The sequence below is a fragment of the Marinagarivorans sp. genome, from assembly GCF_982758155.1.
In genome coordinates this window covers 1-21,152 of record NZ_CEXWTU010000016.1, presented here as the reverse complement: position 1 = coordinate 21,152, position 21,152 = coordinate 1, and the positions used below count along the sequence as shown (strand labels likewise).

Below are 21,152 nucleotides of genomic sequence, written 5' to 3'. Positions count from 1 at the left end.
AATCTAGGTCCTGTTGATTAACACTGAATTTATGACGAGGCCCTAATTTTATGACCTTACCGCCATCTTCAAAGATATCGGTTTTATCCCTCAAAGAACGTACGGCCTGCTCTTTAATCGCTTTTAATTTTGCTTCGATCTCATCGGCTTGCACGGCAGCATTAAGGCCGCGTAAGCGATCCACCATATCTCGCGATTTTGCCACCAATACATCCGAAGCAAAATAGGTATTCAACTCGTTGGCATCGGTAAACTTTAGTGAACGCTTTTCGATACTACTAAGGATGCGTTTAGCGGCATCAACTACCGAGCCTGCTTTGCGCTGTTGTTCATCCAAAAGCTGTTGCTTTTGAGCTTCAAAGGCTTCTTGCACCTCTTCTCTTTTAGCCATAATGTCAGCTAAAAACTCATCCACCTCACTAAATTGGCTTTCAAACTCTTCTAGCTGTACAAGCAGCCGTGCATGCTGGGCCTCACATTTCTCTGGAGTCGTCGACTGACCTAAAGCATTATTAATCGTCTGGGAGAACAGCTTAAACTGCGCCGAAAATTGCGCTTGCGTTTCTTTTGAACCCACATTTTTTTGTTTATTTTTTATCCGTGCCTTGGTTTGATTTAGGCTGGAATAAACAGTCGATATAGCATCAATAATCTGCGTACGGACATTAGCATCAGCGATTTTTAGTGTTGCCATCAACTCAGATAATAAATCTAAATTATCCGCAAGTGCAGACACTTCATCCAGTAAAGGCTCAAGCTCTATGGTTGTGGCTACCTTCTCAGCTTGCCCATTAAGTAAGGATATTTTATCGGCATAAGGCGTTAAGGCGTCTGCACTGGATAAAAAAGTCACTGTTTTATCGCTTAGCTCTTCGTTCACGCCAACGATTTCAGCATCCAAAGCCTCAAGTTTATCAAGGTCAATATAGCGATAATCTTTTAAAGTGACTAAAAGCCCACGATGCTTACGTAACTTACCGATAGTTTCAACATAGCCTTCAACCGTATCCCACTCATTATATTTTGCGACAGACAATAGGCTATCTTGCTTTGCCTGCGCATCCTGCATAGCCTTAGCCGACTGCTGGCGGATACTTTCAACTTTTTCGAATTCATCAATAACCAGTTCAGACGTTTTCTCTATTTGCTTTAAAGTATCCCCTAGCTCCGACAATTTCTCTTCTGCAAGCCAATAGTGGTTATCAAAAATCTTATGCGTTGTGCGGCTCAGTTCCTCATAGAGTTTTAGCGAAACAGATTGGTTCTGAATAATGCGATGAATACTATAAAGGTCGGATAAACCGCGAACCAACTCAGCATTGCCAATACGACCATAAAAACTCTGGCTAACAGGTTGCTTACTGGCATATTCCGATGACGCGAATGAACTCTGCCAAATTTGCATGGGATGTACGCGTGCAGGCTCTTCCTCTGCGGTAAAAATAACAATACGGCCATCTTCAAACAAAGCATAACCATGGCCTAAAATAGGATTTTTAAGCGTTTTATCAATCAGGTTGTAGCTCAGTAAAGCTACCACACCTTCAACGGGCTCATAAAAAATATACAGTGCATCTTCACCATTAGGTGAGCGAATCATACGTTTAAAGCGCAACCCCTCGACAGGATCATCAAAGGACTTATATTCCCCAGTTTGCAGATAAAAACCGCCAGGAAAAATAATGCCGTGATCTTCAGGCAGTTGTAAGCAGCTTTCACCAATAGCATCAATGCGCAGCGCACTTTCAGTTAATGTGTTGTAAATAAAATAGCGCCACTGCTGCTCTCTGTAAGGCAGTATTTTAATAAGAATAAGGGCCCCTACACGGGCGTAATGAACGGAAGCATCGTCAAGGGATTGTGTTTTATCCTCAACAGTTTCTCTATAGATACCTAAACCATCTTCGGTATTATTTTCAACTTTTATCGTAAGGTCACCGCCGATAGTATCAACAAAGACCGTATCAGCAATATTGATGTGCGCATGACGTCCATGGATCACATCCTCCCGCCGAGTTTCTATCCACTCAAAATCATAGGCGTTGGGCAACTGAATGTCGCGCTCACCGCGATTATCAATATAGGTTAGCGTTTTTCCATCCGCCGAAATAGCCCAGCGAAAAACACGTACATCTTCTAATCGCTCACCAATTTGAAAAGCGGCTAATAAGCGTTCATTTTTTATCGTAAGCTGCGTTAATTTGGTGTTTTTGTAATAACGATAGAGTTCTTCAAAATCACTTTTAAAGCTATTTTCGAAGAGGAAATTTTCACTATCAACCACAGCCTCTAAATTATATTCACCTTCATTTTCGCTAAAACTAAATAACGAGAAAACATCTTCAACTTGTGTTTCTTTTTTCAAGCCAATAAAAACGTTGTAACCAAAGAGTAAATACTCTCCAACCTGAACTATATCGCGAGCTATAGAATTATTTTCAGTTCTTACCCTCACGCGGGCAACAACATCCATATCAGTACTGCCAAACTCATCTAAACGCTCAGCATTAATTGTATCAGTCGAGCTTTTTAACGCCTGCCCCTGCCCCAACAACCGCTGACGGATGATTTCATAAGCGCCGCCCTCGGCTACTGCAGAATCAACTAGGGCGGCTTTTTCGTCAATAGACTCAGGCGTAGACATGGCGTATTCCTTTTACAGACAAAAGCAAATAAAACCTAAAACTAAGTTTTATTAATAATGATTAAATATTTAGACAGGAGAGTAAGGTGCAAGCACCTTACTCTTGATTAGACAATGATCAGACGACCGTTTCAGCGTCGCTAGCTTTGGCATCTGAAGCACTGGGGTTACTACCTTGCCCGTGCGTTGGGGTCGGCAACTTAATACCGGCAAAACGCTCTAGCAAACCCGCAATGGTTTCACTTTTACCCGCTAAGCCATCAATGGCTTTACCCATCGATAACGCTTTACCAAAGTTGTTAAACAAGTGGTCTTCACCGCCAACAATATCGATTTTGGCACTCTGTAGCGCCGTCGCAAGAACTTCAGCATTTTCTTTGGCAATTTCTTTACCCGCATCAATAGATGCCAATGCTTCTTTCAGTGCCGACTCTAGCGTCATACGGAATTCTTCATGCGAACGAGCATCCGCACTCATTTTGCTCATGGCGTCGAATTTCTCAACCAAACCGTCAGCTTCAGCACGGAATTGCTCACGCGTTACGTTCGCACCCGCTAAACCGATTTCACGATCAGACGTGGCAGTAGACTCACCTTTCGCAGAAATCACTTCGGCTTCCGCTTTACCCGATTGCAATAAAGCACTCGCTTGCGCATCACCTTTTGCATGAATTACCGCGGCCTCTGAATCGCCCTTCGCTTTAATAACAGACGCTTCCGCGAGCCCTTCTTTTTCTAAAGATTCAGCTTTAGCCGCTTGGACACTTGCTTCTGCAAGGCCTGGTGCCGCACGCTCCACACGTAAAGCTTCAGCCATTTTCTTTTTGCCTTCAGACTGCTTAGAAGCCTCTTCTAGCTCGGCCTCGGCCATGGTTGTGACTTCAACGGCTTTGTGTTTGGCCGAAATTTCATTCGCCTCAGCCGCTTTTACTTGCTTAACCTTGTCTTCTTCGGCATCCGCTTCTGCAGCCAAGACTTTAACCTGCTTAAGGCGATCCGCTTCCGAAACCTGACGCACCTCATTGATGCGCTCTTCTTCGATAGCCACGGTTTTGTCGACAGCAACACGCTCACGAATAACGTTAGCAATCTCTTTACGCTCAACCTCAATCGCCTTCTCAGCTTCAATTTCTTGAATCTGCACTTCACGCTCACGAGACACTATTTCCAAAGCACGCGCACGCGTCACTTTTTCTTCTTCGATCGCAACGGCACGTAAGCGGTTTTGTGCAGCCACTTCAATTTCACGACGTTGATTTTCAGTTTGAACCTGAAGATCTTGCTCTACTTGAATCGTGGTAGAGTCAGCGCGACGTCGCTCTTCTTCTTGTACCTTTTTAGTTTCCGCTTCTTCACGTGCTTTTAACGTCGCTATTTCTCGTTCTTGGCGCGCTTCGGCATCGGCTTGTTGGCGCTGAAGCTCTAACATAGCCTCTGTCGTTTCAACGTTCTTTTTCTTAATGGCTAATTCTTCATCGCGCTCAAGGTTGTTGGTAAAAACATTCTGGCTTGCCGTAAGCTCAGTGATTTTACGAATACCTTCGGCATCAAGAATATTATTAGGATCCAATGAGGATTTTGGCGTTTGCTCAAGATAATCAATCGCGACATCTTCTAACACATAGCCATTAAGGTCATTACCAATAACCTCTACGATTTTGTCGCGGAATTCTTGGCGATCTTCAAATAATTTCACAAAATCAAGTTGCTTGCCGACTGTTTTTAACGCTTCAGAGAATTTCGCATTAAAGAGTTCGTTCACAGCCGCTTTATCACTGGCACGCGCAGACCCTAGAGATTTTGCTACCTTTAGTACATCTTGCTCTGTTTCATTCACTCGTAGATAAAAAGCAACGGTAATATCTGCACGCATATTATCGCGACAAATCAACCCTTCTTTACCCCGTCGATCGACCTCAAGAGTAATCAAAGAAATGCGCATGAGCTCTTTCTTATAAATGAGGGGGTAGACAATTGCACCGGTAAAATAAACTCTGGGCACAGAAGCCAAGCCATTCACAATTAACGCCGTACCTTGCTCCACCTTGACATAAAGCTTGATTAAAGAAATCAGCCCCATGATGACAAAAAAGACAACAACAGCTCCGACGAGAAGCCCTCCCATACCAGAAAAATCAGCCATAATTAGTTCTCCATTGTAGATTTGGCGTTAAAACGAGTTAAATTTTCATTAGTAATAAAATAATTAGTGAGCAGTTTCACCCAACGTAAATTCGGATTCAGCTATCACCTTGTACACATTTTGTTCCGCAATATACTCAAGCAAAATTACCCTATCATGGCGTTTAAACACAACACCATCGAAAGATCGAACTTTTAATATTAAACCCGCGCCGCCATCATTAAATTCGGCCTCGCCAAATTTATCATCAACACGTGATGTACGAACAACAGCCGGTTGGCCAAGAATTTTCTTTTGAATATCGCTAGACATACTTTTAAACAAAGTACGTAAAGGCCTAATGACTTGAGATGTAATTAAGACAGCTAGGTACAGTGAAGCGATAAAAATACCCACATTGGCGACCCAGCGAATAGGGGCCACAAAATCAGAGATTCCCAAAAGATAAACACTGTAGAAGCTCAAGAACCAACCAAACAAGGCAATAAGCGTAATGATAATGGTAATGGGCACGCCATTTAAGCCAAGCTTAAATAACACCGTAGAAACACCATTCACCATGCCCTCTTCGCCACCGGTCTCGGCTTCAGGCAGGTCGAGAATTTCAATATCGATCATACCTAAAATAGATATTGCCCAAAACAAACACGATACAATCAAGAAAAAGCTGAAGAAAACAGTCGGAAAACTACTAACATTTTGATAAAAGGGCGTCATGCCTTCACTTAACAAGATGGCAAACATAATGGCAATACTCCTTGTTTACGCCCTTTATGAGAAGCGCTATTGTTGTTTATTTTTCAGCCTGGCAAGTACGCCTTCAGCGTTGTTACCCGCTGGGATAATTCCGGCATCTTTTAATTTCGCCTCAAGACCAACATCAGAAGTGTCTCGGGCTAGCTCGGCTGCGACTTTCATTTGCGCCGATTTCAAAGCTTGCTTTTCTTTAATGCGCTCTAGTGACTCTGCTGCCGTTAATAATTTAGCATTGGTACCGCTATGTTTAGCCGATACGGCCGCTTGCGCTTTTTGTACACTTTCAGTTGCTTTAACAGTGTCCACTTCGTGTTTTAACTGGGCTAAGTCGTCATCCGCTTTTTGAAGGGCCACACGTAAATCGGCAGCACTGCTTGCGTAGCTGTCACAAGATGCACTTTCATTCGAAAGCCTATTTTCAATCTCAGCTATTTTTTGTGCAACCTCGGTTGCCAACGCTTCATTACCTTGCTCCAGCGCCTTCAGTGCATAGGTTTCGTGCTCGGTCACCTTTTTGCGAAACTGATTGCACTTTTCTTCACTTACCTTTTGGCGCGCCATGATAGAGGCCAAGCTATCTTTCGATTGCTGTAATTCAACCGTCGCGTCACGAATTTCCTGTTCTAATATGCGTAGGGCCTGGCTGTCTACAATCGCCTCGCCAGCTTCATTTACGCCACCACGCAACGCTGTTACCAATTTTGACCAAATATTCATTTGTTGTCACCTAAAGATAAAGAGTTAATAAGTTTGCGGTTGGGTAAGGTTGGCCAAGGTTCCCAGCCAGTTGTTATTGCGCTAAATCCAAACACCAATCCTTGTATGCCCTTGTAAGATGGTCATTTACATCCTGTGCCGGCATCCTGCCAGAAAACGCTTTGCATCCTCTCTTAATCCTTGCCGAATAACAAGCCTCCCCGCAACCGCAGGGCTAGACTATCACCATCACATGTAACAAATCAATATCTTTCATGTAAGATTTTTTGCGCCTGCTGCTGCCCCATAATTAGACCCCTCCCCCATAAGATCTTCTGGTCGATCAACATCTTTAAACAATGCAGCATCCACAACGGGAAAAGTGGTTAATACGAGAGGGTCGATAACGCTAGCCGCGCCGGTATCACCGGTTAATAGGCATAGCCTTTTCCCATAGTGCTTATTAAAAAACACGGGATGGCCGCGCCGCCTGGATATCATTGGGGCGACTTGGCCCGCGTCGCCCTCGCAAGCTAGCTCCCACACCTGCCGGTAAATAGAAGGGCTAATCCAAGGCATATCACCTAAACACAGTATCCATCCGCCCCAATGCTGAGTAGCCCCAACACCGTAAGCGATGCTCGCCCCCAAGCCCACGGAGTCTTGCGGCATTTCAATCACATTAACCCTCTTATCAAGAGCCAACTGTAATACCGTTTTTTTACTGTGGGACGTTACAACGCAAACAGGCGCCTGCAGCGGCTTAATAGAATCTAACACTTGCCCAAGTACAGTCTGCTCCGCTGCAAAAGATGCCGATAACTTGCAGCCACCAAAACGGCGACCGTGACCTGCAGCTAACACTAGAAAGCCTATGGGCGCGGGCGTACTCACGTAACAGGTTCAGCCAAGAAACATTGATTTTTGATAGGGTTTTCGCACTGCTGCGAATAACATTGCACAAGATGCGCCGCAATACTCATGGCAATTTCACTCGGCGTTTTACTCCCGATATGAATACCGATTGGCGCATGCAGCCGCTGTAAATCTTGCGCACTCACCCCCAAAGACTCCAAACGTTGCAACCGCTTATTCGAGGTAGACAAAGAACCCATTGCGCCAACATAAAACGCTTTGCTGGGCAACGCTTCCAGCAGCGCCATGTCGTCAATACGCGGGTCGTGAGAAACAGTGACGACAGCCGATTGCGCATCACCAAAATCTCTTGCGACAAAACCATCGGGGTACATTGCTTTGAAATGGCAAAAATTCGCATCGCGCCAATATTGCCCAACATCATCGGATGGATCGCAAACTGTCACCGCGAAATCCAATGCGCGCGCAAACTCCGCCAAGTGATAAGCCGTAGGGTTTGCACCCACGATAAGCAATTTACGGGCTGGCCCTGCAAAATAACTCACCTTATGACTATCGCTATATAAATCAAATGGCGAGGCGCAATACCATTGCCAAGCACCGTCTTCAACGCTCACTTCACGAGAAATGCCCTGCCGTTCAGTGAGTGCTTGCAAGCAACGCTCCCAAGCTTCTATCGAATCCAATGTGTTTTTTAATGGCTCAATTAAAACCGTTAACTGTCCACCACAAGGTAATTTAAAACGTGAGTCGCCCTCGCCGCCATAGCTCAACTGGCAAGGGTGATTGCTCGGCAGGCTTCCCGAACGTATTTTATCCAGCACGTCTTCTTCAATACAGCCACCAGAAACCGAACCAATCACCCCCGTTAATTCCGACCACAACATCATAGAGCCCGCCGGGCGCGGCGAGCTTCCCCATGTTGCAATAACCGTTGCCAACCACGCAGTTTTGGAAGCATTCGAATTATCGACAACCTTTAACGCAGCAACAATCGCACGTACAAGCTGCTCTGCTGATGAGCTAGCCACAAAGCTAAACCGTTAACACTTTATTAACGGGTAAATCGCGAATTCGGCGGCCCGAAGCATGATAAATGGCGTTAACAATACTCGGCAATACCGGTGGCAAGCCGGGCTCGCCTACGCCACCTGGCGCCTCTTGTGATTCAGCAATATACACAAACAATGGTGGGCACTGCTGAATACGTGCAGACATATAATCGTAAAAATTATTTTGCTCAACCACGCCGTCTTTAACCGTAATTTCACTTAACAAGGCTGTGCTTAGCCCCATAATCATCGCACCTTCCATTTGTGCAACAATGCGATCGGGCGTCACCGCAATGCCACAATCAATAGCCGTATGCATCTCCAGTACTGTGAGCTTATCCCCATCCACACGAACCTTAGTGGCCGCTGCTACATACGAATTAAAACTGTGAGCATAACTAATCCCCCAACCTTCATTCTTATTCACTTTTTTGTCGGCACCCGATTCTTTAACCACACGATTAAGAATGGCCTTCATTCGTCGAGTATCTAGGGCAAAACTTTCTGTTTTCTGGCCGTAATTTTCCCACTTTTCAAAGCCCTCTTTGGCGGGGTCAACAATACGGTCTTTACCCAATAAATTAAGCCACATTTGATGGGTCGATATTTTAGCCTTAACCGCTAACTCATCCACAAAACAGCCCAGAGAAAAAGCATTATTAATATTCGCTACCGAGCGAAACCAACCGATGCGAACATGGGTTTCCACATCGTGAACTTCACACGATAAATGCTCAAGCTCGAATGGAATATCAGCAAAACCCAGCGACAACTGCCCAGCACTGGGTTGTTTGGCATCTAAACTAAACGTGGCGCCAATGGGCGGATACGCCACGCGCTGCAACCAATAGTCGGCACCGCCTTGGGTATTAATCTCGGCCTTACAATAATTCGCTGACGTCGAATGATAAAAGCCATGCTTAACATCATCTTCCCGGGTCCATACCACTTTTACCGGGCGCCCTACTGCCTTCGCCAATTCAACAGCTTCAAGGGTGAAATCATTTTTCCCTTTGCGGCCGAATGCTCCGCCCATCGAGGTCATGTTTACCGTTACATTGGCAGCATCAATACCGAGCTCACCAGCAATTAAACCTTTGGCCCACTGTGGTGATTGTGTGCCAGTCCAAACCGTACACGTATCGCCTTCAACAATAGCCGTCGCAGCGGGTGTTTCCATCGACATATGGTGATGGTAAGGCACGGTGTAGGTCGCCTCGAGGGTTTTATCAGGGTCATAGGTGTGCTGATAAACATCGCCTTCGCGACGCACATCTTGCCCCTGTGTATTCACTGCAGATACCAACTCAGCAAGATACTGCGCTGAATTGTGCTTCGCATTAAGCGCCACGCGCTTGTCACTGGTGTCCCATTCTATTTCCAGCAGCTTGCGGCCTTCGTGCGCGGCCCATGTATTTGTCGCTAATACCGCAACGCCGGAGATAGGCTTAACATTAGTCGGGAGCGGGCGGTCTTTTAATTGAATAACATCAACCACACCGGCGACTTTTTTCGCGGCTGTTGCATTCACACTTTTGACTCGACCACCCACTACCGGTGGGCGCTCAATACTCGCGACTAACATATTAGGTAATTGAATGTCTTGTGCGTAAATGGCTTCGCCGCGCACAATTTCTTCTTGCCCCGCTAAGCGCACATCCCGGCCAATTAACGAAAAAGCAGACTCATCTTTTAGCGTAACCGCTTCGGCTTTCGGTACAGGTAACTTGGCAGCCTGCTCAACTAAATCACCAAAGGCGAGCGCCTTCTGGGTTTTAACATTAATCACTTGATGGTTTAACGTTTTAACCTCTGACTTTTTAACTTGCCAAATATCAGCCGCTGTTTGCTCTAGCATATCGCGTGCTACAGCCCCCATTTGCCGAAGATAAGGAAAATGATTCCGGATAGATGCTGAGCCACCGGTCGATTGATCTCCGTATTTAGCATCCCCCTGGGCCTGCACCACCGAAACACGTAACCAATCAGCACCAAGCTCGTCGGCAATAATCTGTGGCACGCTCGTAAGAATGCCCTGCCCCATTTCAGCACGGTGATTCACAATCGTCACATCACCGGCTTTAGCAATGCTAACAAACACACCTAAAGGGAAATCGTCTTGCACTGTATTGTCTGTTGCGGCTACAGCCAAAGCTGGCGATAAAAGAACTAACCCCGGCCCCTGCAAGCCCACGGCCTTTAAAACACTGCGTCGCGTAACTTTAGAAATCATGATTGCGCTCCGGTATCAGTATTTGGCGTATTCACGGAAGCACGCTTAACGTTTTGAATCATCACACCGGCTTGTTTTATGGCCTTTTTAATTCGCGGGTAAGTACCGCAACGGCAAATATTGCCCTGCATATGATTATTAATTTCATCGTCGCTAGGGTTAGTGTTTTGCGCTAACAAAGCCACTGCACTCATCATTTGCCCCGTCTGGCAATAACCACACTGCGGCACTTTATTATCCAGCCATGCTTGCTGCACAGGATGAAGCGCATCACCGCTCGAAATCCCTTCAATCGTAGTAACGTGTTTTTCTTTAACGACAGACAAAGGCGTAATGCAAGAACGCACCGGCTCGCCATCAACATGAACAGTACAAGCACCACACTGCCCGGCACCGCAGCCAAATTTAGTCCCCGTTAATTGCTGAATGTCGCGCAGTGCATACAACAGCGGCATATTAGGGTCGGCATCCAACACTACAGGTTGACCGTTAAGCGTAAGCTTTAACATATAAATCCTTTGTCTATCATTGTAAGAGGGTAAATCGCACCCGTTTTTAGGGCATCACAACTATAAAAAATTAAAACGTATTATCCGCGAATATTGCCAGCAAAAGACAGCACCAAACAATGCCTAAGTGCTTTGGCATTCAATACACTGCAAACCTTTAATACCGGCTGGCCAACAGGATGTGACTCTAGCTTAGGGCAATAGTTCTAGCGCGATTAAGCAGCCACTTAAAACTTAAAACCAAAACAGCCCCATTGACAGCGGGGTCATCTATTCTGGCCTAATAGACGGATCCAGCCTTAGGGCGTTAGGCCAATCGAGCCATATCCAGCCCTATTGAATCAGAACTGAGGGTAAGATTAAGTCTACATCAAGCATTAGTGGATAAAACCCCAAGAATGCCCTCCCACCCCGGTCATGATATGCAGCTAGAGGAACCAACAGGACAAAAACGAGCACCCGCTAGACTTAAGATATTGCCCCCAGCCACTAGATAACCACCATAACTAAGGCTAGTAAAATCCAGATCTACCTAGACACCTAGCCCTATTATCACTGCGTAAGTAGGCACACCAGAAAGGCTTTAATGCCTAGTAGGCATACCCTTGTTCAGGCCATTATTCAATCTGTTTAATAACGCTTGGTGAGCGCTCACCTGGCACGTTAGCACTGAAAGTCTCGGATAAAGGCGAGTGAATTAGCAATCAAATACCCTCACATTTTGTTAGCTGCTTTTGGGATAGCACTACTGTATTGATTATGAAAAATCAGACTAAAACGATTGCCTGCCCCTGCTGTTCTCTGTATAAAATAGAAAGCGGGCGTTATATCTATTTTGCAGTGTAATATCTATAAGGGGTCACAGTGGGGCGAACTAAAGAACAAGTGATGGGTCAGGAAGAGCTCCAACCTATGTATGATTGGATTGGGGAGAACTTTGGCGATGATGGTGTTGAAGAGGGATCAATAGAATGGACGCAAGCAGTAAAGGCATTTGAACACTACTGCGAAAATAAGAAGTGTATTGAGGAGGAAGAATACTGGCAAGCCCAGCTTGAGTGGTATATCTACGAGCAATCACAAGCCGGAACTTTTAATTCACAAATGGTGAATGTAGAGGAGCTTTTACATACTGACCTAACACGCGATGAGTCACGATTTAGCTTACTAGTGATGTTGCATGGTCATGTAGTAGCTTCACTTGAAGCCTATCTAGCAGGCACATTTATTCATAACGTTACAAGTTCAGAAAAACTAATAAGAAAATTAGTTGAGACCGACCCTCACTTTTCAAACACAAAATTCACTATTAAAGAAATATTTGAAAAGAAAGAACAATTGAAATTAACTGTTGCTGATTATCTCCAGAACTTGATATTTCATGACCTAAAAAAAGTAAAGCCAATGTTTAAGGATGTATTAGGCTGTGACTTTGGTGATATTTCATGGCTTTTTAATGCTGTGATTAAAAGGCATCACTGTGTACATAGAGCTGGCTTAGATAAAGATGGCAACCGAATAGAATTATCAGCAGACTCGATTAGGGTATTGATTGACATATCTAAAGAGCTTGTTCGAAAAATTGAAAAAACAATTAGTTTAACGCCCAAAAGTGACTAATAAATGATAAGAACGTACTTCAGGACACCCTAAATTTATTCACCACAGGTTAATTTGTAGAAACAGTAGGAACATACTGGGACAGCCACTCTATATTTAACAAGCCTACTGGGACACACACCCTAAATTTTGATCAAACCTTAATCAAAAGCTTACCCCTAAAGCAGCCAACCGAAAAGACAATTTAAGTGGGCAATTAAACCCCCTGCAGGGTCAGGCACTCTATTCGCGCACAGGCCGGTGCGACAAGTAACATACCGTTACAGCCACTCTATTCTTGAGGTAGCGTAACCGCAGAGCGCATTTCAGAACACCCACAACCCAGGCCAGTAACAAGCACTCCAGAGCGGTATCAAGGAAGACAAAACTCTTAGCGACTTGCACATGAACCGAGTAAGGCAAACTATTCGGCTAAAATTGGCATAATCGAAACCAGGCGATGCAAGCTATTTGGCAGTAAATAGACTTGCAACAAAGACGGCTTATTGGGTAGCTAAACGGGCTATGGCGCGAATTTAGCTACACTAACCTATATCTACCCATTAAAAATTTATGAGTTCGACGTTTTTAATCCCGGCAGTGGCCAATGTGCCAAATATTCTGGCGACACGATTCGCATCGGCACCAGCATCAAAATAGATAACGAATTCTAGACTGGAGATATCACGCTGATCAATTCGCGATTGTAATGCACGAATAAATGCATCGGGCGTTGTCGTTTTAATGACTGAATTATTAATGAGTAGCTCCCCGTTATTCGCAAGTATTACGGTAATCACGTCGTCGGCGTTAGGGTTAATGCGTTTTTCACTGACTCCACCTAAGATAAGTGAAACGACTCGTTGTTTGGGTAAGTAAAAATTTTCGAAATATTGGCATTCCCATGACTCGCCGGTAAGGTTTTCAATCGCCGCATTAACGCTATAAAAATAAGCCGTGAAATCTGTGTTATCGGCATTCTTTATAGCCACTTTAAGTTTATCGCTTTCAACGCTGGAATCCATTTTTGACAAGATATATCCGTAAATCTCCTGCGTGCTGGCATCTTCACCTAATACACTCCAAGTTACAGGGTTATAGAGCTCACAATAGGATTTTAGTGAGCCCTCTAGCGCTTGGCCAGAGCACGCTGCCTGCGATAAAAGTATGCATAAGACTATCGTTAAGCGATATTTTTTAAAGTGATTAAACATACTATTTTTTTGCAACCCTTTGAAATTCGGCGATGGATTTTACAATATTACTAAGGTTTTGATAGGCTTTGACTTTATTGCCTGCAACCTCTTTAAGAATATTGTTTGCTTCGGTTAACGAGACATTCACACCTGACTCCCGCATGAGTGCCAAAAATCACAGGACACACCATCAAAATTTCGATAAAAAAACAGACAATTACCGCTAAAAATCTCATTTCTTGGGCTCAATTTGAGCACTACCTACCCCAAAACCAAGTCGTCGTTTTGAACGCTTTTCCGCTATTTTTAGCCGATTATTTTGGTCATGAAGTGTTTGAATTGTAAGCTACTTCGTTACTTCTAGTCACCCGCTTCCATAGCTTGCTCAGGCTCAGTATACTTCGCCAGCATTTTCATCAAACCAACTCAATGGATGGAGCTACTTTATGACCAGTAAAATGCGCATTGTCGGTACATTTAACCTTGTAGACGGAAATTTTGTATCGACCGACAAAAACAGAAGCGACTTCAACGCAGGCAAAGCGGTGCCCATCCCTGCCGACCAAATAGCCAGTTACTACCCCCTTAAAGCAACCTCAAGCATTAACGTCGGCGGCACCCTTAACCGACACTCAAGGCTGGCGAAAGCTACCCAGTCCCGAATGGAAAACGCATTATTCTAGAGGCCACGGGTGAACATATTTTGTTTACTGAGGTGCTTAATGCGAAGCCAAAACTCGGGCTGTATATACAGTCACCAAACGGGTTTCACCAAGCTTGGCTTGACTACATTCGACGTAGCACCGCCGATAGTTTACAGGCCACACAAGTTCTCGCCGAGTGGGAGCTGCAATTTCTGATAGGGGTATTCGCAGGCACTAGCTGGAAAGGCTTATCTGCGGTCATTGGTATGGACCTTTTTCAAGAGGCAATCACAAAACAAAAAAGAAAAGCAACGACCAGCGCAATTCGCACGCTACAGGTACTCTTTTCGTTTAAGCGAGAGTTGCGGCCAATTGCGCCGACTTTAGAGTCGTTAATATCCGATATGTTATGGGTGTCATTACTTAAGGGGCAGACTCAGCATTTATTACCAACCATGGCTAACGACCCTAAAGTTGCCTCACGGGCAGCGGGAACCATCGTCGCTCAATTATCTACTCAAGCACTGAATAGCCGCCTCACGGTTAGTGCATTTATATGGACTATCGTATCCCAGTTAGGCACTAAAGCCCTGCTGACAATACCTGCAGCCATATCGGAAACAGCTAACAGCTTCCAGCCATCAACCCCAGAAGCCGTCGTTGATAAAATAAAAGAGCTTATTTCAACGCTAGGTATAGTGCTATCAGACACTGAAAAGGCCTCTATTCTCAAGGAGCTGAAAGAGAATCCGCAAAAAATTCGTGCCATTTTTGCCCGTATGGTAACCGACGTAAAAAACCTGCCAAGGTAACTGCAATGCCAAACATTATCCCACGCCTTTTAGTCATCACACTGCTACTTAGCGCTTGCAGTAGCGGCACAAACAGTGAGATTGCGCTTTACCGCAGTGACGCCAATGCCTACTGCAACGCTCATTCAATAGAGTATTGGCAAAGCACCGGCAAGCTGAATGAGCTCAACACCATGCGCCCTGCCGAAAAAGCCGCAGAACTTATGAAAACATTTCACCAAGTAGTCCAAACGAACGCGATGGCCACCGTGATTTTTGATGAGGGAGGGAAATTGCCCGCTGTAGAGTTCTACCCCTACCTGCAGCAAGAGATTTCGAAGCTTACGGAGCAACCTTTCGACTGCCCAGCGATACCGGCATTTTATGTGGCGCAATAGGTGCATTTCGGGACACCCTCAGCTTTCACCCGTCGCCGTTTAAATAAGTACTGACCACTCATTAATAACCAGAGGCGGCAACTCGCTCCTATCGCGTAGTGCATACAATCGGGGACATCCTTAACGCTAGGCTATCAAATCAAAAGATTAGTGCTCTCTTGGATGATCCCCTGTTCAAAAAGCCGCTAAAACTTCACACTTGTAGCGGCTTTTTTGCTGCCTGTAATTTAGGCGGATTGCTGTTGTTTGATAACCCTTCCCCCCCCCCTGGCTGCCAGCATCCGCCGCATAGCCATCACTAAATTCAATAGTTACTATCGTATAAAATTCGATTGATTGAGCAAGCTTGTATACTATGGCGGCTTCTCTTTGACACGTTATACCGCCCAACTTATGTATCACAACAATCCCAAAATTTTAAAATTACTCCAAATTGGAAGACCGCGAAATTGCGACTCCCGATCAGTGTCACAATGGCAAATGTATGCGACTGAACTCAACCTAGATGATTCGGATATTGACGACCTAATCTCCGTGCTAACCTGCGAAGATTTAAACAACGCACCAAGCCAGAGTCCCGAAGTCTGGGCGACAGTACACGCATGGCGCGCACTAGGGCACCTTAAAACGCCCCAAGCAATAGCGCCCATGATTAGTATTTTTGATCGACTCTGTGATGACGAGTGGGCTCTTGAAGAACTTCATTCTGTATTTGCCGCTATCGGCGAACCGGCCATCACACCATTATCTCAATTTCTGCAATCACCGGGGCGAGAGGAATTTAGTTACGTATTAGCCGCTTCAGCGCTAACACAAATTGCTTTACAGGCACCAAGCCTAAGAGCGCGTATTTTAGATATCTTTAGCCATTACATGCAATCACCCCAAGAAAGCGCATACAACTTTAATGGATTGCTCATTAGCAACCTCATTGACTTAGAGGCCGTCGAGCTAATTGAAGAAATTCGCTCGATCTACGAGTGCAATTGCGTTGATGAATGTATCAGCGGCAATATTGAAGACGTCGAGATCACATTAGGCTTAAGGGCCGAACGCGATACGGAGAGGCCAAGTCTTGCACAAAAGCTATTTAACCCAAGAGATGGTGACACTGCAAACGACACCTTGAGCCAACATAACCTAAGCTCACTCAGTTTACCCAACCAACGAGGTGCACCTAAGGTTGGCCGCAACACCCCGTGCCCGTGCGGTAGTGGCAAAAAGTATAAAAAATGTTGCACTCAATAACAAAACATTTCGGGACAACCAAAACTCTCATTGCCACTGCCGAAGATAAAATCAGTGCGACTGCACGGGAAGGTACAGTAATTGGTGGCGGGCTTGCAGGAAGCGCACTGGGAGCACTCGGTTCAGACCTTGCATTTGGTTGGTTCGCAAAATGACGCTGCACTCGGAGTTTGACGTTATCGGTGTCACTCAAAAGCCGAGCACCCCGCCACAATCCCAGCTTCGCTGGGCCAACGGAAACAATATCAATATTGACGGTTCAACCATTGAAGCAAGCATTAAAATCGCCGATAAGGTACTGATCTTTGCCACTGAAGACTGCCCTTTTGAAGAGGCGCTGCATATTACACTGGTAACGTCTAAGGGGGAGGTACAGGATGAAGTAGCCATTGCTGCAGACTATTCAACAGGTTGCTTTACCTTGATAAGCCACGATGAGCATACGGCTACTTTTAGCTTTTTCGAAGGCCTCATCTATCAAGTTTCCATTTTCCAAACTCCCAAGCTGGTTCTTTTTAACCGAGCAAGGTATGTCACTAGAAAAAGAAGATTACTAACAAAAAGCCACCTTAGATTCTCGTGTTCAGAGATAAAGTAAAGCTTGCGGGATAGGCACTCTGCTCATGTCTGATCAGTGCGATAATAATTCTCTAAGCCTTGGCCTAAAGAGATTTTAGATTCCGATACACACCAAACCCACAAAGGCGGTAGGGTGCCCTCCGCCTGCGCAGGCCATACATTGGGCGCTAACCGATCGTTTTAGTGACTCCTACTCATGAGATACCCCCCTAAATACAAACATTGACAATCTTTGTATTCAAACCTAGCATGATCTGTATAAATACCTACACTTGGAAATCATCATGCATGTATCCCTGACTAGCGAACTAGAGTCTCGTGTTAAAGCCAAAGTTGAAAGCGGTTTATACAACAACTCCAGCGAAGTTATCCGCGAAGCACTGCGCTTTATGGATACACACGAAGACTGGATTCACGAAGTAAAATTGGCTCGTTTACGCGAACAACTTAAGGTTGGCACTGACCAGCTAGATCGCGACGAAGGTATTGCCATTGAATCAAAACCCGCCTTAGATTCACTGTTCGACGATATTAAGGCTTAGGCCACATGCCAGCACATCAGCTCGTTATAACCCCTGCCGCCAAAACCGATTTAAAGAATATCTACCAGTATGGGCTGCGACAATGGGGGCAATCCCGGTCCGAAAGCTACCTTGATCATATAAAAGAACAGCTCTGGGCCCTTATCGAACAACCCCTGATAGGCGTTGATCGTTCTGAGCTTCTATCAGGCGCCAGAAGCCTACGTATTGAAAGCCATATACTGTTTTACAGAGTTAACCCTGAAACGTTAGACATTATCCGCGTATTACACGAGCGCCAAGATCCTAGCCGACACTTAAAATAGCTCAAAAACCATGAATGTACTGGGACACACACTCTAAATTTTGATCAAATCTCAACAAAACCTACCCCCCGTAAAGCAGCAAACTGAAAAGACAATTTAAGCGGGCAATTGCACAGGACGTGCAATTGAGGTCACTCGCCAGCTGGCTAGCCGGAGCGAAGCGTAGACCACACCCAACGGACGAGCAGCCCCCAAATTCAAATATGCCGCTCTTTGGCACGATGCCCTCTCATGTTGATTGGCGCGCTAACGGCAACCTATCTCAAGCTGGATCTGAATCGCGATATCAATTATCGTAAGCGCTTAACTTTAAACCTATGAAAAAGAGTAACGATTATGCCTCAAGCCGCCGCACGTCACATCCTGGTCGATAAAGAAACAACATGTAACGAATTGAAAGCCAAAATTGAAGCGGGCGAAGATTTCGCCAAATTGGCGCAGGAACATTCTAGTTGCCCCTCGGGCGGCAACGGCGGTGATCTGGGCACCTTTGGACCCGGCCAAATGGTGGCTGAATTCGACAAAGTCGTATTCAGCGCACCGGTTAACGAAGTTCAGGGCCCAGTAAAAACTCAGTTTGGTTATCACCTACTGGAAGTGACCCAACGCCAAGACTAGCCGAACGCCCCACCGCCGGTCCACTATCCGAATCGGCGGTGGGGAGAGCACCACGACCCACCTTTTGCCCGCCTTTCCCCCTAGCGCATTACTTAGTCGCTGACTTTTTCGACTCTGACCTCAGCTCTATTGGTATATTTGCCGCTCTCACGAACCTACTGACAAGCCAACCTACAGGGACAGTCACTCAATTCTCACGAAATGATTTACGATCTTTTAAAGCTAGGCACTGCTGCAGCTCTTCAAGCAACAATGGCAACTCGTGCTTAGCAAGCTCAATGAGTAAGACTTTAACTTGGGGGCTAACTTGCGGGGCATTCTCTTCGTTCTCCGCCAACACATCCTTAAGGACAGACACATCCTTAAGGACAGACACGCTATTCTTAGGAATTGGTTGAACGTATGCATCCCACCCCCACAAAAACGGTAATCCAGGAATGACCAAGCCAAAAGGTAACTATTCAGGTGGGCCCGAAATTACACTTCCGAATAAAGTACATTTCCGAACACCCACAGCCCACTCCCTAGCAACTTGCACATGAGCCGATTACACTCTACTATTCAGCTCACTCCATGAGCCGAATAGAATACACTATTCGGCTCATACCTCTTTAATCGAACCTAGTCTATGACATACATTTGGCAGCAAGAAGCTTGGCTACAAGGCTCAACGCCTGAATTTTATTGGCAAGAAGACGCACTCACACCGTTACTGCAGCAAATAAGAGTGCAACAAAGCCGGCTTATTGGGCAGTCAGAATCGCTATCGACCGAGAACCAAGCAGCACAATTAGACGCACTCCTCCAAACGGCCCTACGCACCAGCGAGATAGAAGGCGAGACACTGAATGCAGCGTCGGTACGCTCCTCGGTGGCTCGGCATTTAGGGCTAGAGAAGGCAGGTATTAGCGCAGGCAAAAATACGGCTTTTACGGGCACACCGCAGACGGAAGCATTGGTAAAACTGCTGATCGATGCCACAACTAATATCGGCCAACTCAGCGTAACCTTATTGTGCGAGTGGCAGGCAGCGCTTTTCCCTGAGCCACCGCGTTTTCAAAGCATCAATATTGGCGAGCTACGCGGGGAGGCCCCCATGCAAGTGGTCTCCGGAAGAATTGACAAACCCACCGTACACTTTGTTGCGCCTCCAAAACATGCTTTGGAGGCTGACATGAATCGGTTTGTATATTGGTTTAATCATCCACCTGAGCAATTAGATCCCATAGTACGGGCCGCCATTGCGCATTTGTGGCTAATTACTCTGCACCCATTTGACGATGGTAATGGCCGCGTCACCCGCGCAGTAACCGACCAAGCGCTCGCGCAGGCAGAACACAATAGCATTCGCTTTTATTCACTAAGCGCCGCAATCATGGCGCGCCGCAAGGAATATTACACGCAACTAGAGCACGCACAAAAAGGGAGTATGGATATCACGCCTTGGCTAAGGTGGTTTTTATCCGTTTTGCACGATGCGATTGCTGATGGTCTTAATCGTTTTGAGCGGGTTATTAATAAAACGCGCTTTTGGCAGCAACACGCGCAAACCGTATTAAACGAGCGTGAAATTAAAGTCCTCAACCGCTTACTGGACACTCAAGGGGAAGAATTTTCACTGGGTGTGAATGCCAGTAAATACCAAGCTTTAGCCAAGGTAAGTAAAGCGACTGCCACCCGCGAACTTGCAGGCCTTGTGCAAAAGAACTGCTTAATCAAATTGCCCGGCGGCGGCCGAAGTACGCGCTATAGGGTGGCTGTCACTCCTGCGCCGCAGTGAGCACAGAAAAGGCTCTACATTGGGCAAGCACCTGCAAGGACACCAATGTCATTAACTTAAAGCGAAGTTAAGCGGTAGGCGGTGATTTTTCAGGACCCTCTCGCGCCGGGCCATACAAGGATAGTAAGGGGAAGAAAACACATCGAGACAGGAGTCTCTTATTAGACATTGCAGGAGCATAATGTCGAGGAGCATGCTTTCCAGAGCGCGTGTGGAGCGCCCATGGATCGGTTCAAGCGAGTCCAGAAAAATTATCGGTTGCCGCTAGGTTAAACCCGCTGGGTCACTCACCCAAAACTTTGATCAAATCTCAACAAAACCTCCCCCTCCCCTGCAGCCTAACGTTCCCAAAACTTACCTTTAAGAATGCATCGCGGCAAAGCCTCTAGGCCTACGCAATTAAGCAAAACTTGCGCATAAATAGATGTAACTACTCAGGCATGCACAAATATGCCGGCAAATTGATTATTTTCTGGGCCGTTCAAGCCATCCCTGGGCACTATGCAAGCGTTCCCGACGCTTGAATGCCCAGAAAACAATCAA

General features: G+C 45.8%; 22 protein-coding genes. 11 read left to right on the top strand and 11 right to left on the bottom strand.

The window, feature by feature from the left end:
- The 8 genes from AC3A8L_RS03655 to AC3A8L_RS03620 all read right to left on the bottom strand — a co-directional run.
- Window positions 1–2,644 (bottom strand): DNA repair ATPase (locus AC3A8L_RS03655; protein ID WP_487960873.1); only part of this gene is annotated, 2,644 nt, incomplete at its 3' end.
- Between the two features lie 118 nt (window positions 2,645–2,762).
- Window positions 2,763–4,787 carry a flotillin family protein gene (locus tag AC3A8L_RS03650; protein WP_487960872.1) on the bottom strand — a complete coding sequence of 675 codons (2,025 nt, stop codon included), beginning with the start codon at window positions 4,785–4,787 and terminating at the stop codon, window positions 2,763–2,765.
- A gap of 63 nt (window positions 4,788–4,850) precedes the next feature.
- Window positions 4,851–5,531 (bottom strand): DUF1449 domain-containing protein, encoded by a 681-nt coding sequence (locus tag AC3A8L_RS03645; protein ID WP_487960871.1) that lies wholly within the window; start codon window positions 5,529–5,531, stop codon window positions 4,851–4,853.
- Window positions 5,532–5,570: 39 nt separating this feature from the next.
- Window positions 5,571–6,260, bottom strand: coding sequence for a PspA/IM30 family protein (locus tag AC3A8L_RS03640; protein ID WP_487960870.1), 690 nt, complete (start codon window positions 6,258–6,260; stop codon window positions 5,571–5,573).
- 252 nt (window positions 6,261–6,512) lie between these two features.
- Complete coding sequence (locus AC3A8L_RS03635; RefSeq protein WP_487960869.1) at window positions 6,513–7,103, bottom strand: nucleotidyltransferase family protein; 591 nt, start codon at window positions 7,101–7,103, stop codon at window positions 6,513–6,515.
- 26 nt (window positions 7,104–7,129) lie between these two features.
- Window positions 7,130–8,146, bottom strand: a complete 1,017-nt coding sequence (locus AC3A8L_RS03630; RefSeq protein ID WP_487960868.1) for an XdhC family protein — start codon at window positions 8,144–8,146, stop codon at window positions 7,130–7,132.
- A gap of 4 nt (window positions 8,147–8,150) precedes the next feature.
- On the bottom strand, window positions 8,151–10,400 hold the full coding sequence (locus AC3A8L_RS03625; protein WP_487960867.1) for a xanthine dehydrogenase family protein molybdopterin-binding subunit: 2,250 nt from the start codon (window positions 10,398–10,400) through the stop codon (window positions 8,151–8,153).
- Window positions 10,397–10,909: a (2Fe-2S)-binding protein gene (locus AC3A8L_RS03620; protein ID WP_487960866.1), complete on the bottom strand. Its 513-nt coding sequence runs from the start codon at window positions 10,907–10,909 to the stop codon at window positions 10,397–10,399. Before AC3A8L_RS03620 ends, AC3A8L_RS03625 begins: the two co-directional genes overlap by 4 nt.
- A gap of 864 nt (window positions 10,910–11,773) precedes the next feature.
- Here AC3A8L_RS03620 and AC3A8L_RS03615 point away from each other — a divergent pair.
- A complete protein-coding gene (locus AC3A8L_RS03615) occupies window positions 11,774–12,529 on the top strand; it encodes a hypothetical protein (protein ID WP_487960865.1) in 756 nt (251 codons plus the stop codon).
- Window positions 12,530–13,071: 542 nt separating this feature from the next.
- Here the strand turns inward: AC3A8L_RS03615 and AC3A8L_RS03610 are convergent.
- Window positions 13,072–13,722 (bottom strand): hypothetical protein, encoded by a 651-nt coding sequence (locus AC3A8L_RS03610; protein WP_487960864.1) that lies wholly within the window; start codon window positions 13,720–13,722, stop codon window positions 13,072–13,074.
- Between the two features lies 1 nt (window position 13,723).
- Window positions 13,724–13,852 (bottom strand): hypothetical protein, encoded by a 129-nt coding sequence (locus AC3A8L_RS03605; protein ID WP_487960863.1) that lies wholly within the window; start codon window positions 13,850–13,852, stop codon window positions 13,724–13,726.
- 298 nt (window positions 13,853–14,150) lie between these two features.
- Between AC3A8L_RS03605 and AC3A8L_RS03600 the strand changes: the two genes are divergently transcribed.
- The 9 genes from AC3A8L_RS03600 (at window position 14,151) to AC3A8L_RS03560 (ending at window position 18,829) form a co-directional block, all read left to right on the top strand.
- A complete protein-coding gene (locus AC3A8L_RS03600; protein WP_487960862.1) occupies window positions 14,151–14,387 on the top strand; it encodes a hypothetical protein in 237 nt (78 codons plus the stop codon).
- A gap of 20 nt (window positions 14,388–14,407) precedes the next feature.
- Window positions 14,408–15,160 carry a hypothetical protein gene (locus AC3A8L_RS03595; protein ID WP_487960861.1) on the top strand — a complete coding sequence of 251 codons (753 nt, stop codon included), beginning with the start codon at window positions 14,408–14,410 and terminating at the stop codon, window positions 15,158–15,160.
- A 5-nt stretch (window positions 15,161–15,165) separates the two neighbouring features.
- A complete protein-coding gene (locus AC3A8L_RS03590) occupies window positions 15,166–15,537 on the top strand; it encodes a hypothetical protein (RefSeq protein WP_487960860.1) in 372 nt (123 codons plus the stop codon).
- A 465-nt stretch (window positions 15,538–16,002) separates the two neighbouring features.
- Window positions 16,003–16,785: a DUF1186 domain-containing protein gene (locus AC3A8L_RS03585; RefSeq protein WP_487960859.1), complete on the top strand. Its 783-nt coding sequence runs from the start codon at window positions 16,003–16,005 to the stop codon at window positions 16,783–16,785.
- Window positions 16,770–16,940, top strand: a complete 171-nt coding sequence (locus AC3A8L_RS03580) for a hypothetical protein (RefSeq protein WP_487960858.1) — start codon at window positions 16,770–16,772, stop codon at window positions 16,938–16,940. Before AC3A8L_RS03585 ends, AC3A8L_RS03580 begins: the two co-directional genes overlap by 16 nt.
- On the top strand, window positions 16,937–17,383 hold the full coding sequence (locus AC3A8L_RS03575) for a hypothetical protein (RefSeq protein WP_487960857.1): 447 nt from the start codon (window positions 16,937–16,939) through the stop codon (window positions 17,381–17,383). Before AC3A8L_RS03580 ends, AC3A8L_RS03575 begins: the two co-directional genes overlap by 4 nt.
- A 265-nt stretch (window positions 17,384–17,648) precedes the next feature.
- The gene (locus AC3A8L_RS03570) at window positions 17,649–17,906 is read left to right on the top strand and encodes a type II toxin-antitoxin system ParD family antitoxin (protein ID WP_487960856.1); all 258 of its coding nucleotides are present in this window, start codon (window positions 17,649–17,651) and stop codon (window positions 17,904–17,906) included.
- Between the two features lie 5 nt (window positions 17,907–17,911).
- Window positions 17,912–18,211 (top strand): type II toxin-antitoxin system RelE/ParE family toxin, encoded by a 300-nt coding sequence (locus AC3A8L_RS03565; RefSeq protein WP_487960855.1) that lies wholly within the window; start codon window positions 17,912–17,914, stop codon window positions 18,209–18,211.
- Between the two features lie 336 nt (window positions 18,212–18,547).
- Window positions 18,548–18,829, top strand: a complete 282-nt coding sequence (locus AC3A8L_RS03560; protein ID WP_487960854.1) for a peptidylprolyl isomerase — start codon at window positions 18,548–18,550, stop codon at window positions 18,827–18,829.
- 187 nt (window positions 18,830–19,016) lie between these two features.
- On the opposite strand, the gene AC3A8L_RS03555 is transcribed toward AC3A8L_RS03560, so the two are convergent.
- Entirely contained in the window at window positions 19,017–19,205 is a 189-nt protein-coding gene (locus AC3A8L_RS03555; protein ID WP_487960853.1) for a hypothetical protein, read from the bottom strand.
- 252 nt (window positions 19,206–19,457) lie between these two features.
- Between AC3A8L_RS03555 and AC3A8L_RS03550 the strand changes: the two genes are divergently transcribed.
- A complete protein-coding gene (locus tag AC3A8L_RS03550; RefSeq protein ID WP_487960852.1) occupies window positions 19,458–20,609 on the top strand; it encodes a Fic family protein in 1,152 nt (383 codons plus the stop codon).
- Window positions 20,610–21,152 lie beyond the last annotated feature (543 nt).